The sequence below is a fragment of the Clostridium estertheticum genome (genome assembly GCF_011065935.2).
Classification (GTDB): Bacteria; Bacillota; Clostridia; order Clostridiales; family Clostridiaceae; genus Clostridium_AD; species Clostridium_AD estertheticum_A.
Window position 1 is genome coordinate 1,562,302 of the sequence record NZ_JAAMNH020000001.1, and the last position, 15,790, is coordinate 1,578,091.

At 31.2% G+C, this 15,790-nt stretch carries 13 protein-coding genes and 1 pseudogene; 8 read left to right on the forward strand and 6 right to left on the reverse strand.

The window, feature by feature from the left end:
• Position 1: 1 nt before the first annotated feature.
• The gene (locus tag G9F72_RS07205) at positions 2-904 is read right to left on the reverse strand and encodes a trans-4-hydroxy-L-proline dehydratase activase (protein WP_164956652.1); all 903 of its coding nucleotides are present in this window, start codon (positions 902-904) and stop codon (positions 2-4) included.
• Between the two features lie 16 nt (positions 905-920).
• Positions 921-1,481 carry a helix-turn-helix domain-containing protein gene (locus G9F72_RS07210; RefSeq protein ID WP_164956653.1) on the reverse strand — a complete coding sequence of 187 codons (561 nt, stop codon included), beginning with the start codon at positions 1,479-1,481 and terminating at the stop codon, positions 921-923.
• 438 nt (positions 1,482-1,919) lie between these two features.
• Here G9F72_RS07210 and G9F72_RS07215 point away from each other — a divergent pair, with 438 nt between their 5' ends.
• The 3 genes from G9F72_RS07215 to G9F72_RS07225 all read left to right on the forward strand — a co-directional run bounded on the left by G9F72_RS07215 (position 1,920) and on the right by G9F72_RS07225 (position 4,127).
• Positions 1,920-2,726 carry a TrmB family transcriptional regulator gene (locus tag G9F72_RS07215; protein WP_164956654.1) on the forward strand — a complete coding sequence of 269 codons (807 nt, stop codon included), beginning with the start codon at positions 1,920-1,922 and terminating at the stop codon, positions 2,724-2,726.
• 92 nt (positions 2,727-2,818) lie between these two features.
• The gene (locus G9F72_RS07220) at positions 2,819-3,808 is read left to right on the forward strand and encodes an ornithine cyclodeaminase family protein (RefSeq protein ID WP_164956655.1); all 990 of its coding nucleotides are present in this window, start codon (positions 2,819-2,821) and stop codon (positions 3,806-3,808) included.
• Positions 3,809-3,950: 142 nt separating this feature from the next.
• Complete coding sequence (locus G9F72_RS07225; protein ID WP_164956656.1) at positions 3,951-4,127, forward strand: small, acid-soluble spore protein, alpha/beta type; 177 nt, start codon at positions 3,951-3,953, stop codon at positions 4,125-4,127.
• Between the two features lie 262 nt (positions 4,128-4,389).
• Here the strand turns inward: G9F72_RS07225 and G9F72_RS07230 are convergent, their stop codons facing one another.
• The 3 genes from G9F72_RS07230 to G9F72_RS07240 all read right to left on the reverse strand — a co-directional run bounded on the left by G9F72_RS07230 (position 4,390) and on the right by G9F72_RS07240 (position 8,384).
• Entirely contained in the window at positions 4,390-6,360 is a 1,971-nt protein-coding gene (locus G9F72_RS07230; protein WP_164956657.1) for a PAS domain-containing sensor histidine kinase, read from the reverse strand.
• Between the two features lie 159 nt (positions 6,361-6,519).
• Positions 6,520-7,647, reverse strand: coding sequence for an amidohydrolase (locus G9F72_RS07235; RefSeq protein WP_164956658.1), 1,128 nt, complete (start codon positions 7,645-7,647; stop codon positions 6,520-6,522).
• A gap of 359 nt (positions 7,648-8,006) precedes the next feature.
• Positions 8,007-8,384 carry a hypothetical protein gene (locus tag G9F72_RS07240; protein ID WP_164956451.1) on the reverse strand — a complete coding sequence of 126 codons (378 nt, stop codon included), beginning with the start codon at positions 8,382-8,384 and terminating at the stop codon, positions 8,007-8,009.
• Positions 8,385-8,585: 201 nt separating this feature from the next.
• On the opposite strand from G9F72_RS07240, the gene G9F72_RS07245 reads away from it, so the two are divergent.
• The gene (locus G9F72_RS07245) at positions 8,586-9,662 is read left to right on the forward strand and encodes a dipeptide epimerase (protein ID WP_164956659.1); all 1,077 of its coding nucleotides are present in this window, start codon (positions 8,586-8,588) and stop codon (positions 9,660-9,662) included.
• A 90-nt stretch (positions 9,663-9,752) separates the two neighbouring features.
• Here the strand turns inward: G9F72_RS07245 and yjeM are convergent, their stop codons facing one another.
• Complete coding sequence (gene yjeM / locus G9F72_RS07250; protein ID WP_164956660.1) at positions 9,753-11,264, reverse strand: glutamate/gamma-aminobutyrate family transporter YjeM; 1,512 nt, start codon at positions 11,262-11,264, stop codon at positions 9,753-9,755.
• Between the two features lie 438 nt (positions 11,265-11,702).
• Here yjeM and G9F72_RS07255 point away from each other — a divergent pair, with 438 nt between their 5' ends.
• The 4 genes and pseudogenes from G9F72_RS07255 to G9F72_RS07270 all read left to right on the forward strand — a co-directional run bounded on the left by G9F72_RS07255 (position 11,703) and on the right by G9F72_RS07270 (position 15,328).
• Entirely contained in the window at positions 11,703-11,858 is a 156-nt protein-coding gene (locus G9F72_RS07255) for a hypothetical protein (RefSeq protein WP_224676008.1), read from the forward strand.
• A gap of 206 nt (positions 11,859-12,064) precedes the next feature.
• Positions 12,065-12,289: pseudogene (gene lepB / locus G9F72_RS07260) on the forward strand (signal peptidase I); the annotation flags it as partial.
• Positions 12,290-12,382: 93 nt separating this feature from the next.
• A complete protein-coding gene (locus tag G9F72_RS07265) occupies positions 12,383-14,848 on the forward strand; it encodes an RHS repeat-associated core domain-containing protein (RefSeq protein WP_224676010.1) in 2,466 nt (821 codons plus the stop codon).
• Positions 14,849-14,875: 27 nt separating this feature from the next.
• Positions 14,876-15,328, forward strand: coding sequence for a hypothetical protein (locus G9F72_RS07270; RefSeq protein WP_164956661.1), 453 nt, complete (start codon positions 14,876-14,878; stop codon positions 15,326-15,328).
• Positions 15,329-15,790 lie beyond the last annotated feature (462 nt).

Consider the following 15,790-nt stretch of genomic DNA (forward strand, 5'->3'; position numbering starts at 1 on the left):
ACTAACCCCCAATTATAATTTTTATTCCAGCTTTTCTAAATTTTTCTGCAATTTTGTCTATAACTTCGTCTCTTGGTTTTTCCATGCCTGATAATTTATATTCCATATTAAGTCTTCTATATTTGTCCATTCCCATCTTATGATAAGGCAATAAATTTACATGTATTATATTTAGTTTAGATAGGAAATTAACTGTATCGTCAATATTTTCATAAGAATCATTTATACCAGCAATTAATGGTAGTCGTATATAAATATTGCTACCCTTTTGAGAAAGTTTTTTTAGATTTTCTAAAATAACAATATTTCCAACTCCCGTGTACTTAAGATGTTTTTCATTATTCATATGTTTAATATCAAATAGAAAAAGGTCTACCTTATCAACTATTTTTTCGAATTGTTCCCAAGCAGCATAGCCACTGGTGTCAACTGTTGTGTGAATACCTTTGTCATTGCAGATTTTAAGCACATTGTATAAATAATCTGCATGCATCAAAGGTTCCCCACCAGAAAATGTTACTCCACCATTTGATTCTTCATAAAATACTTCATCTTTAATTATTTCACTCATCAAGTCTTTAACTGTTATAGCTTTGCCTACAAGTTCGCGGGCGTTGCTTAGACAAAAATCACTACACTTTCCGCAAAGAGTACATTTGGATTCATAAGTTAAAGGATATCTATCTACGAATTCTATTGCTTTTGCTGGACACCTTTTGAAACATGAGCCACACCCTGTACATTTTTCCTTGAAAAACATGATTTCAGGGCTTGGATTTTGACTTTCTGGGTTATGGCACCACCAGCAATTTAGTGGGCATCCTTTAAAAAAAACTGTGGTACGAATTCCAGGACCATCATGAATTGAATACTTTTGAATATTTATAATAGTAGCTGATGTCAAATAATTCGCCCCCATTTTATTTTTTGAAAAGATTTGGAGTGTGTACTGTTAATATTTTTACAGTTCTATTGGTATTGTTTGCCCAGTTATGTTGGACATTCGAGTTGTAATGGGCACTGTCACCAGGAAATAGTTCGTGTCTTTCATTGTTAATTAATAGTGTTAAAATTCCTTCTAGAACATATACAAATTCTTCGCCAATGTGTGGATATAGTGTTACTTCCTCAGTACTGTTAGTTGGAAGTATTTCAAAAATTCTTGGAAGTAAATCCTTGTTTTCAATATCGTTTGTTAATTGAATTTGTATAATTTGGTTATTTTCTACTTGAAACACTTCTCTTTCATAACTACGAATAATAAAATCCTTTTTATGCTTTGGCTCAGCTAGAAAATAGGATAAGGTAACTTCCAAGGCTTTAGCAATATTCATTAGGGAATCAATGGCTACAGTTGTTAAACCTCTTTCCAGCTGTGATAAATAGCCAATGGATAAACTAGTTTTTGCACTTAAATCCTTTAAGGTTAATTGGTTTTTGGTTCTTAAATCTTTTATTTTTTTACCAACGTCTAAATTCATAATAAATCCTCTCACTTTTCAATTAATATTAATATATGATAAATATATTTCATTTATGTAAAATTATAATTAAGCACTTTGTTAAGAAATTAATTACAATTTTTTAATTCTTATTTGCTTTGTTACTATTATATCATATGAAAACGATTATTTGTGGCTTATTTACATTAAAACTTATTTATTTTTTTCAAAATTACGTTTTTTCATTTAAATATCATAGTATGTTTGTTAATCAATATAACGTACTTTTACGAAATAATGAAAAAAATTTCATATTTATAAAAAGTCGATGTAATTTCAACAATACAGTGTTTTTATAGTATCTAGAATTGCGATCAAACAAGCTAACATAACCTCCAATTTTTTATTGACATATTTTCATCACTATTATATGATAGTCACCATAGGTAACTACTATTTTAAAGGAGAGACTGATTTATGGAGAAAGTAATTTTACTTTTAAAGTCGCTTGAATTAAATGATTCTGAAGCAAAAGTTTATGTAGAGCTCCTAAAGAATGGTCCTTCAACGGGTTATCAAATTAGCAAAATCTCTGGGGTGGCACGTTCGAAAGTATATGCAATACTCGAAAACTTGGTTCGGAAGAATTTTTCAATTTGCTCAAAATCTGAAAATCCTAAATATTACACCTGTATTCCTGTAAAGGAACTCATATCAAAAAAGAAAGATAACTATAATTCCTTACTTGAAGAAATAGAAAGTGAACTTTTAGAATATGATAAAAGCATAAATATGGATTTTATTTGGCATATAAAAGGTTATAATAATATTTTTGATAAGTGCAGGGAGATTATAAAAAATACAAAAAATGAACTTTTTATTCAAATTTGGCAGGATGATATAGATGAAATTTTTGAAGGATTAAAATTATTAGAATCAAACAAAATTGATCCTCTGGTTATTTTGTACAGTGCAGAGCATAAATATGATGTTGATTTGAACATCTTGTATAAGCATGGGTTCGAAAGTGAAAAACTTAAAGATATTCCTGGAAGATGGGTTACTATAGTCTCCGATTCAAATGAAGTATTATTTGGCTGCATAGAAAATAATAAGATATGTGAAGTTATTTGGACACAGAACTATGCAATGGTTTTTATGGCTAAGGAATATGTGAAACATGATGCTTATTGTCTTAAGCTTATAAAATCAGTCCATAACTCCGATAATGAAGAATTGAAGAAATCGGTGGGCAATATTAGAGATATTTTCGAAAAAATATAGCTGGTTTCCAAGAACTTCTACTAATATATAATAGGTCTTTTATTAATAAATATTTTAAGGTTAGTTAAAATAAACAACATAGGAGGTACAAAATGTTATTACTTACAAAACATGATATAGAAAATGTATTCAATATGAAAAATGCAATTGATTCAGACAAAACTGCCTTTAAATTATTCTCACAGGATAAAAGTGTGGTGCCACTTAGAACAAACATTGATATTCCAAAATTTTCAGGTCAAAGCCTGTTTATGCCCGCTTATGTGGAGGACATAGACAGTATAGGAATAAAGATAGTTTCTGTATTCCCAAAGAATGTTGAAAAGGGAATTCCTTCAGTACCAGCAAAAATGATACTAATGGATGGAAAAACTGGTGATGTCTGTTGCATAATGGATGGAACATATCTTACTCAATTAAGAACAGGAGCGGGCTGCGGTGCTGCCACTGATGTGCTTGCAGTTAAGGATGCTAAAAAAGGAGCGCTCATAGGCACTGGTGGACAAGCTGAATGCCAATTAGAAGCAATGTTAACAGTACGAAAGCTTAAATCTGTAAAAGTATTTGACATGAATTTAGAAAGGGCTCAAGAGTTTTGCATAAAAATGTCTGAAAAATTTGCTAAATTCGGCACAGAAATAAGTTTTGCAAAAACAACACAGGAAGCTATTGAAAATGCAGATATAATAACCACTGTAACAACTTCAAAAATGCCTGTTATTGATGGGCAATATGTAAAAAAAGGTGCTCACATAAATGCGGTAGGCTCATACACTCCGGTTATGCAGGAAATAGATGAATATACAATAAAAAATGCGGATAAAGTATTTGTTGACTCTAAAGAAGCAGTTCTTTCGGAATCAGGAGATCTTATAATACCAATAGATAAAGGTATTATTGATAAAAGCAGAATAGACGGAGAAATTGGGCAAGTTCTGCTAGGAAAGATTGAAGGAAGAAAAAATGATAATGAAATCACCATTTATAAAACAGTAGGAATAGCCGTTATGGATGTTGTAACTGCATATGATATTTACAACTGTGCTTTAAAAATGCACATAGGAACAGTTATAGAGTTATAATTAATAAGAATAATATGCAAAAGGCGCTGATGATAAACATCAGTGCCTTTTGTTTTTTTGATAATATATAAATATACATAATTTAATAACGAAAGGCAGATGCTATCTTATAGTATATAAATGATAAAAGGATGGTGTTTTTATGGATGAAAAAATAGAATATGCTAAAAGTAAAACTGACCAAGCTAAGATGTTGGGGGTAAAAATACCTGAGGATGGATACTGGGGTGATTATAGCTCGAAAATTTGTGGCAGTGTTGGTGGGGCTATGAGTGACAATTCTACAAAAGGTGATGTTGCAACATCCAATGAGAAATAATTAACTTGGGATATTACTGTTACTTTTACAAGTCGGATTCGCAAATTTCTTTACAATAATACGACCTGCAATGCATGGAGATTTGTCTTCTACAATTTGGAGCATTGTTGGTCCATTATTTTCGCTATTGTGGCGTTAATAAGGTACAACAGATATGAAAAGAAAACCATAAATAAAATTTAAAAAAACAAGTTAATATCAATAAAATTTTGATATTACTTGTTTTTGTAGTATTTAGAGTAAGTAATCACATGCTTTGATATTATGAATAAATATCAGAAAACTCAATGTTAATTGTTTGAAGTTCACTTCTTATGCTTTTATTTTCAATTGTGTCATATGGTACTGCTATTAGTCTGCTAGGGAATTCTATTGTAAATTTGCTACCTTTTCCTATTTCACTTTCTAGGCTAATCTTTCCACCATGTAGTTCAACAATTGATTTAACAAGACATAAGCCTATACCACTTCCCTCGGCATTTCGAGAAAGTGACTTATCAACCTGCTTAAATCTTTCAAATATAACATCTAAGTAATCACTTTCAATTCCTATACCTGTATCTTTTACAGATATTTCAACACTATCAACTTTATCGTGTATATTTACGAATATTTCATCTCCTGCCATAGAAAATTTAATTGCATTTGAAATAAGATTTAGCATGACCCTTTCAATATTAGTGGGGTCACAAGCAATGTTTTTCTCCTCTATGTCAGTATCAAAAACGAGCTTTAATCCTTTATTTTCAACATATTCCGAAACAGATTGAACAAGCTCCTCAACCACACTAACTATATTTGCATTGGACATATGTAATCGAAAAAAGCCAGATTGAATTTTGGATAAATCTACTAGGTTATTAACTAATTTTGACTGCCTATTACAGTTTTGCGTTATAACATCAATATACTTCTCAAGCTTATCTTGATTTTCAATTAAGGAATTATTTTTCATGTATAAGCCAAATAATTGAGTGGTGCTAAATATAACATTTAAAGGGGTTTTAAGCTCATGGGAAATATTTATGAAAAATTCTTCCTGCATTTTTAAGTTCTTTTCCAGTTGAAGCTTATCCCTTGTTTCTTTAGTTATGTCAAGTATAATTGCTATTACTTGTTGAATGTTACCCTCTAGTCCAAGTATTGGTTGGTATAATACATTTACAAATATTTTTTTCCCAGATACAATTAACTCCTTATATTTTATGTATGATGTTTCTTTCTTTTCTTTAATCATTTGAAAATGATAAAAAACATCAGTTTTATCAAACTCGGTGATGATATCTGTATAATTTTGTCCTTTAACAATATCAATAGAGTTCATTTCAGGGTTTAATCCCTCTATAATATTTAATGCCTTTTGATTAATGTCAGTTATACTAAAATCAGGATATGATAATCTTATAAATGGTAAATCAAGGGTATCTATAGTCTTGTGTAGAAGGTTAAATTGACTTTGCAATATTTCTTCATGTAATACAGTTTCTGTAACATTATTCAAACATTGTATTCCTGCAATAAAATGTCCCCTATCATCATAAATGGGAGTACCATTTATATCATAAAAAGTAATACTATTATTATTAGTTTTCATTACTCTATACCCTGATATTTTCTCGCCTCTTATTATTCTAAAACCTGGCATATCATCATGATGAATTAAATTCCCAGAAATATCGTAATAGTTATTTTCTTTAAGACTCACTCCTAGCCTACTAAAGTTATCAGATGTAGAAGGGAATATATCCCTTGCTGATTTATTTAATGTAGTGTAGTTACCATCCTTATCAAAAATGAATAATGCCTCAGATATATTTTCAATAATTGCATTTAATTTTTTATTGCTCTCATATACCGTTTGTTCTAGGGCCCTCTTATTACTTACATCGCGCCCAGCTCCATAGATAAGTCCTTCATCCCACTCAAATTTTATATTCCATGAAATCCATTTAAAATTTCCATTCTTGCACATATATCTAAATTCTAAATTTACTATATCTTGTTGCCCTTTCTGAGCTAATAATAATGTGTTATTCAGGCTATTTTTATCATCTGGATGTATGATAGAAAATATATTTAACTCATTTACTTCATCATTACTATATCCAAAAACATTATTAAAAGCAGGATTTGCATATTTAATTCGGCCACTTAAAAAAGCCATGCATAAAATTTGTGGAGTTAAGTTTACCATTTTTTCATAATTTTCTTTATCTAATGTTGAATTACTCAATATTGGCTCCCCCTAAAGAAAAATAAACACTATAAGTTATTAAAAATAATAGTATTTTGTAATTTACGTTTAAACTTACTTTATAATTCTATCACTATTTATTACCTTTAGAAATAACTTTTCCAAAGCAGTAAGCCTATTTATGTATAACATATACTTTTATTTGGATGCTGCAATGCTATAAAAAATATCCACACCAGTTTTAATGATACTATCTGGGAAATCATAATTAGCAGTATGAAGCTGGGGCTGTAATTTACCATCACCTAGTCCAAACATTGCACCCTTTACATTTTTTAAATAATATCCGAAGTCCTCAGACCATCTAAAGGGACATTGAAGCTCTTCATAACTATAATCATTATTTTTGCAAACTTCTATTATTTTATTAATACACTCCTCATTATTCCTTGTCTCTGGAAACTCATCAGAAAAACTTATTTTGAAGTGGATTTTATGTTCGATACAACACTGCTCCACAAATTTTAATATGTGGTTTTGAAGGCTCATTAAATCAGCTTCATTCTCTCCTCGTAGTGTTAACAGAATCTCACCAGAAGCTGCAGCTGTTCCAAAGGTTCTTTCTCCTATATTGATATTAACGATAGTGCAAAGAACCATTCCACTATAGATATTGGATTTTGTACTATTATTTAAAAAATTAATTATATCTGCAGCAGCATAGGAGGGGTTTATGCCATATTCAGGATAAGCTGCATGAGATGGCTTCCCCTTCAGTGCAATTATAATTCCTTTTGAGGCACAAGCAAATACATCTTTCTTATAAAGAACGCTTCCTCTCTTATACCCAGGAATATTATGGAGTGAATATATTTCATCAATTTTATTTTCCACTAAAAAAGCATCCTGGACTATTTTTCTAGCACCTTCACCCACTTCTTCAGAAGGTTGAAATATTAAAAAAATATTTTTATTATTTAAGGGTGATTCCTCTATTTCTAAGGCTAGTCCTGCTAATATTGCACAATGTCCATCATGGCCGCATTTATGAGCGGCTGTTGGATTTTTGGATTTATATTCAATATCCGTTATTTCTGTCATAGTAATTGCATCCATATCTGCTCTAAAGGCAATATTCATGGCATCTTCGCACACTATTTTTTTCGCTATAAAATATCCGTCTTTCATAACTATAGTGAACTTAGTATTATTTCTTAGGAAATCTATTAATATCTCCATAGTTTTATTTTCATTTCCTGAAATTTCAGCATTTTTATGAAGTTTATGCCTTAAATCTATACATAGAAGCTGATTGTGATTATTCATTGCCATTCACCCCTTTATAATGTACTATACTAGATTATTATATATAATATAGTATATGTTATAGTATGCTGAAATCAAAGAGAATTTATAGATTTTAACATAAGGATAATGAAAATAAAGACTGTAATTACAAAGAGGTAGCATATATCTATTCATAAATATTAAGCAAACGTGACTTAAATCTGAAGAGGTGGCAAAAAAAACTTTAAGATTTCATACTTTTCTTCTGATGAATATTTAGTTCATCTAGACACAAAAATGCTCCCCCGTAGACAGATTTTTATTTTTTAATCTGTCTGCAAGGGGAGCATATCAGCACAGCATTGGTTATATAATTTTGTTCTAAGCTAAGTAATAGACTATTCTCCTATATCGTCTTGGTCTGTCATATACATCATAGGATTCATTCCCATTTGACCCATGTGCATCATAGGATTCATTCCCATCATTTGATCCATAGGCATCATGTGCATCATAGGATTCATTCCCATCATTTGATCCATAGGCATCATGTGCATCATGGGTTTCATACCCATCATTTGATCCATTGGCATCATTTGCATCATTTGACACATACACATGTGCATCATATGCATCATATGCATCATATGCATCATAGGGTCCATTGCCATCATTTGATTCATAGGCATCATGTGCATCATAGGGCTCATACCCATCATTGGATTCATTGCTTTCATATCTTTAGATTTTTTTGGTTTCATTGAATAATTTTCCATACATTTCTCCTTATAAACATTTTATACAATATATTATTATGATAAATAATACTTTATGTTACAGTTTTCTGTAAATTCAGTTAGACTATTTAAACACAAGTAAAAAATGCAAATGTGTTTATGGTAGAGATAGTGATTAAATGAAAATTTGACTTTTCCGTATATTCAGTATATTATATGAAATTTAAGGGGGAGATTTTTATGAAGATAACCAATATAAAAATAGGACGGATATCTGTTCCACTTAGGACACCATTTAAAACTGCATTAAGAACCGTAAATAGTGTGGAGGATGTGATAGTGGAAATACACACTGACACTGGTAATATAGGTTTTGGAGAAGCACCACCAACAGGAGTTATAACAGGGGATACTACAGGAGCAATAATAGGGGCTATAGAAGATCATATAAAGAAAACTATACTAGGTATGAAAATAGAAAATTTTGAGGATATAATGTTAAAATTACAAAACTGTGTTTTAAAGAACACAAGTGCAAAGGCTGCAGTTGATATAGCGCTATATGATTTATATGGACAGTTGTATGGAGCACCACTATACAAGTTGTTAGGTGGATATAGAAGTGAAATAGTAACAGACATAACTATAAGCGTAAATGATCCTGAAGAAATGGCAAAGGATAGTTTAGATGCTATAAATAGAGGTTATAGTACTTTGAAAATAAAGGTAGGAAAAGATTCCACGCGAGACATGGAAAGAATGAAAGCAATAAGAAAGGCTGTAGGTTATGATGTTAATCTTAGAATTGACGCAAATCAAGGGTGGAAGCCAAAGGAAGCTGTAAACGTATTAAGAAAAATGGAGGATGCAGGGCTACAAATTGAGTTTGTAGAACAACCAGTCTCTGCATATGATATAGATGGATTAAAATTTGTAACAGATAATGTATATATACCTGTTTTAGCAGATGAAAGCGTATTTTCTCCATTGGACGCTTTGCATATTCTGCAAAGGAGAGCTGCAGATTTTATAAATATAAAACTTATGAAAACAGGTGGCATATATAACGCTCTTAAAATATGTTCCATAGCAGAAATCTATGGAGTTGAATGTATGATAGGCTGTATGCTTGAAGCAAAGGTAAGTGTAACTGCTGCTGTGCATTTAGCTTGTGCAAAAAGTATTATCACTAAAATTGATTTGGATGGTCCTGTTTTATGCAGTGAAGACCCAGTAAATGGAGGAGCAATATTTAATGAATCCAAAATAATACTTACAGATGCACCAGGACTGGGGATAAAATCTATAAATTATTAGTTAAGAAAATTGTACTTTATAAAGTAGATATATGAAAAAAGCCTACCCGCAAGGGTAGGCTTTTTAAGTAAGAATATGAATTATTTTAAATTATAAAGATTTATTTAGATGTTTTTTTTCATAGTTGTTATACATTACCCATGCAACTACAGCAAAGAATACTGGTCCAGCTACACTCCAAATTGTTGTTGGTAAATCTCCTTCGAGTGCTGGTTGTATTATTGAGAAGAAATTTGCAAATCCAACAGTGAATATAACTACTACTGTCCATATTAAAGCACTTCTGTCAGTTTTGAATATTTCAAAAGGCTTAACAATAGCTTTGTTTTTCTTAAATGGTGCGAAAGCAAACGCTATAAACATGTATGGAAGAGTCATAGCTACGTTAGTCATTGAAACTAATATTTCGATGAACTTTTTCATAGAATCCCCACCAACAACAGAAACAAGGAAAATCATAATACAAACTAACGCCGCTTGAACCCACATAGCGTTTTGAGGCATTCCGTTTTTCATTTCTCCCATTTTTCCAGGCCATAATTTAGCTGGAGTACCTTCAATTAATTGTTTTAATGGTGAGAACATTAGCGTAAAGAAAGCACCTGATAAAGCTAAGAACATTGAAAGTCCAACGAATCTAGCTACACCATGTCCCATTGCTATCGAAGTAGCTTGGCTTGCTCCGAAAGCATTACCAAGAGAATATCCTAGATTAGCCATTACTACATAACCAGCATTAGCTAAGTTAACGCTCTTGTCATTCATAACGCTTGACCAATTTGTGAATATACCAACAAGGAATATTCCAAGTGAGTATCCAATTGAGATAACAATCGCTGAAATAACAACACCCTTAGGGAAGTTTTTTTCAGCATTTTCTGTTTCGTCAACCAATCCTCCAACAACTTCTATACCGCCATAAGCAAATATAGCAAATACTACGAATGCAAATGATTGAAGTATATTCCCAACATATTTAGGATTTGGTGAATCTATGAATGAACTAATTCCAACTATTGGTTGAGCTAAATGACCATGAGTTCCTATAAATACTAGTATAGCTCCAATAAGTAAAACTATATTTAACAATGCAACTGCGCTGCCACCTAGTGAAGTTACTTTTTTAATTTTGTCTAATCCCTTAGTTGATATAAATGTAACAAATATTATCCAACATATTCCAAGTATTCCTAGAAATTTTGGACCCGTTAATCCCAATAAACCCCAAGTCTTTGTTGTATCTGTACCAAATATTGCATTTGATATTGGAATCCAAACTGTTGATGCAACGTTAACCATCCAAATTACATAGGATGCATACCACATGAATGTTCCCATAAAAGCAAATTTAGCTCCTACTGACTTTGCCATCCATGAGTAAATTCCACCCTTTTCGTCCTTGAAAGCTGCACCAAACTCAGCCATCATGAAAGCAAAAGGAATAAAGAATGTTATTCCTGATAAGATATACCATGGTATAGCAGCATATCCCATTTTATAGAATGATCTAGGGATATTATTAAATCCATAAACTGATGTAAAAATCATTAAGACCAATGATACCAATGTTAAATGTTTTTTGCTTATTACTTTTTCCGACATATTTTTCCCCCTTAAATGTAAGCGATTAAATCTTATTATTATGTCGCTTATTATTATTAGTATTACTCTTATTATTATATATGAATCGACAAAAAGTTCAATACTTTTTTAACAAATATTCATACAATTTGTCGACAAATAAGATTGTTTGAACAATTAATAACAAAAGTAACTTTAATTTCTAGATATTATAATAATTATTTGTTAGTTAATTCAACTTATGGTAAAATAATAATAAAAAAATTAAAGGCCATTACCACAAATAAAATTAAATGTAAAAAAGAGTTAAATAAGAAAAGTGAATTAATTATACCGAGGGGAGATTAAATGAGAATACTTGAGGGAATTATATTTTTTTTTAATATTATATTCACTATCCTATTAATAAGGGGTGAATTTAAAAGAGAAAAAGTAGCTATCCTGTGGTAATTATTTCACATGGCTGGACAGGATTTAGAAATTCCATCACTATTCTTGAGAAGCGGTCAATGGGAAGTAGGTAAAAATAATAAAAATTTACTTTCTCTAATAGGGGTAGTGCTCGCAAAACGCGGAAAATATACGTTAAGACAGTTATTACCAAAAAAGTCTTGATATTTTAATAAATGTTCAAAGTACAGAGAAAAAACTAAATTATCCTGGCTTCGTGAGATATCAGGAAAGTCCTCATCAAAAGCTTTCAATGCAGTTGCGGATAGAATTGAATATATTCGCAATTTAAAGCTTGAAAATATTGATTTAAGCAGTATACATAACAATAGAATTGACGAATTATATAAATTATGATCAAATTATGAAGCTTTTTCCAAGTTACAGTTCCAACGACATCAATGTACCCTACTATAAAGACAGGAGATAAAATTACTGTTACAAGGATATATAAAAAAGAGAATCTAAAAAGAGGGGATATAATAGTTTTCAAATCTGATGAATTAAAAGAGACTTTGATAAAGAGACTGATAGGTCTACCAGGATATGAAATTGTTATAAAAGATAAGGGACAAGTTTTTATTAATGGGGTCAAAACGAGTAATATCTCGTATGTATGACGGCATAGAAAAATTCACATACAGTTATGATGCAAGTGGAAATGTTGCAAGTCATGTCATGATGATAAAGTGAATGGGAGTAATTATAAATATGTCTATGATGCTTCAGAAAGACTTGTAAATATTATAGAAAAATTAACTGCCAATCCAAGTGTTAGAAATGTGATGAACTATGATTATGACATAGAAAGTAATTTAAAGACGTTTAGGGAAAATGTAAATGGTTTTGGACATATAAATTCCTATGAATATGATAAAGACAGTAAAATAACAGATATATTCTACAATAATCCTTATAAAAATGATGGAAACGTAGAGAATTTCCCGCTAAATGGTACAACCACAGGTACATTGGGAACCAAACCATATAATGAAAGTGCAGACAGTACAGGCAAAACAGTTTTAGTACCAAATTCAACCACAAAGATTCTATATGACTTGGGACTAAAAAAGGAGGAAGGAACTCTTGGAACTTGGTTTAATACAGCAGGGCTAGCATCTACGAGATATTTAATAGCATCTGAAGGAAAAAATGGATCTGCACTTCATATGTATTTAAAAGCAGATAATAAACTGGCATTTGCAGTTAGAGACAGTGCAGGAGCCTGGAAGGAACTAATAGTGTCAACTATTGCTGCTTCATCAAATGTATGGCATTATGGAGCATTTGATTGGAATTATAATAGTGGTACATTAAGTTATAGTTTGAATTTAGATGGTCAAGATTACTCAGGTACCATAGCAATTTCAACAATTAAAGACTTTAGTGGTGCAACAACTGCAGTAGGAGGGCATAATTCAGGAGCCTATCAACTTAATGGTAACCTTGAACAATTTAGCTACTATGCAAAAGCTCTTACAACAACAGAAATAACTGATATATATAATAAAGGAAGAGGAAATGGTGTAAAATATCTATATGATTCCATAGGAAGATTAAAGGATAGAACTATTTCTACAGGTACACTAAATAATCAAAGCTTAAAAACAAGTTATGAATATCAACCAGGAAAGGTAGTAGCTACTAAAACATCAACTACTACACAAGTAAAATCAATAGACAACGATGGAAAGAAAATAGAATACACATATGACAAGAATGGAAATATAGAAACTATAACTGAAAATACAAAAGTGATAAAATATTACTATAATGAGCTAAATGAGCTTACGCGTGAAGATAATCAAGTATTAGACAAAACTATTGCTTACAGCTATGATGTAGGTGGGAATATCAAATCCAAGACAGAATATCCATACACAACAGGAACACTCGGCACTGCAACTAAAACTTATGCCTATGCTTATGGTGATGCAAACTGGAAGGATAAATTAACCTCCTTTGATGCAAAAGCAATAACCTATGATGAAATAGGAAATCCACTAACTTATGGTGGAGATACCTACACATGGGAACAGGGTAGACAGCTAGCAGGAAAGACTGGAAATGGTAAAGATGTAACTTTCAAATACAATGATTCGGGCATTAGGACTCAAAAAACAGTAAATGGAGTTACAACAAATTATCATTTAGTAGGAGATAAGGTAACTTACGAGGAGAATAGTACAGATAAGATATATTATACCTATGACAATTCAGAACATCTTGTAAGTATGAACTTAAATAATGTAGAATACTACTATATAAGAAATGTTCAGGGAGATATCATAGGACTTAATGATAAAGCTGGAACTCAGGTAGTAAGCTATGTATATGATGCATGGGGTAAATTAGTATCAACTACAGGTACACTTGCTTCAACTGTAGGAGTTAAGAATCCATATCTTTATAGAGGGTATAGGTATGATACCGAGACTGGATTGTATTATTTGCAAAGTAGGTATTATAATGCGGATTGGGGTAGATTTATTAATGCTGATGGAGTAATAGGACAAACAGGAGAATTATTAGGACATAACGTGTTTGATTATTGTAAGAATAATCCTACTACTTTGAAGGATCCATCGGGGTTTAGACCAGTGTTGACGGAAGGTGAAGAAACTGAGGAAATGATAGAGGCTTCACTTGCGACTATGTCTAGTACAAATATGTATAATTATCAAAAGAAACATAAATATGATAATTTAAAAAATGATGTTAAATCAGCTGCTATTACTGGAGGTTTACCCGGTGCGGCAGATACTTTAACGGCTAGTTATTTATCAACATTACGAAATAGTACGACACTGGTTAACAATTCTCAACAGTCACTTAATGGCGGTGGAGTCTCAATTGAATATACCACAGTTGTAGAATCAAAACCGTGGTTAAATGCTGTAACTAAAGGTTATAAATATGCGGGAGGTGCTGCAACAGCAGTTGCATTTGGTTATTGTGTTTGGGATAATAATCATTATAATCATCCAGCTGGAAGAGACGTAGTTGACGGACTTGGAATTGGTGCTTGTGTTCTAATTGGACTTGCTTTAGCTCCATTAGAATTACCTATATTAGTAGGAGTAGGAGCTGGCGCACTTGCAGGGTTTGGTGTTTCAATGGGTACATCATGGATAAAGAGAAAATTATTTGATTAATAAATTACTATTTGGAGTGGTGAAAATATGAGTAAAAATACAAAAAAAATACCTGCTTTTATACTAATAATAGCTACTTTAGTCGGGTCAATAGTACAACATTTTAAGCCTCAGTATCAATTAATATTTTTAGGAATAATATTAATTGTACTAATTTATGGAATATTAGAATTAAAAAGTCATGATGAACAAAAGAACAAGATAGGTATTGTACTCTCATTTATTTTATTTGGAATATTATGTGCTTCTGTGGTTATTGGTAAAAATTATGGTAATATGAATGAAAATACAGAAGGAATTGTATTGCTTATAGCTTTTGTGGAGTTATTTTCTACATTATCAATATTGGGATATAGAATTGTCAATGAAAGTGGAGATAGTAAGAAAATTAGACAATTTGTGATGAGTATGGCTATGCTTGTGGGTTTATTCCTATTACTTGGGTTAGTAGCATTATTTGCAGTATTAGGTTTTTTATAAATATTAAAAATTTAATATCATATAATTATATTAGTTTAATAAATTGGAAATTGAACATGCAATGATAAATGTTATTCAATGCTCAAATAGTTTTTCAAGGTGTGAAAAATCAGATGTATAAAGATGAAGCGTGTAACTAAAACTGCTTCTGACTCAATAATTTATAGCAAACTTACTGCAAAGATATAAAATTATAAAAAATAGAGCAGGTACTTATTTCTATAATGAAAAGTATAATTGTATATACCGTATAATTAGAATTCTGCATTGAGAGGTAACTATTAGGCAAAAAAAGTGCCCTGAAACCTCAATTGAGTACCAAAAGGGAACTACTAGGGCGCTATCCTAGGAAATCATATGCTAGTGTGTAAAAACTACATACAAGGGCTCATTGAAGCTAACAACAAAACGTCAACAGGTCATGATATCTGTTGACGTTTCTTTTCATGCCGAATCAAAGGA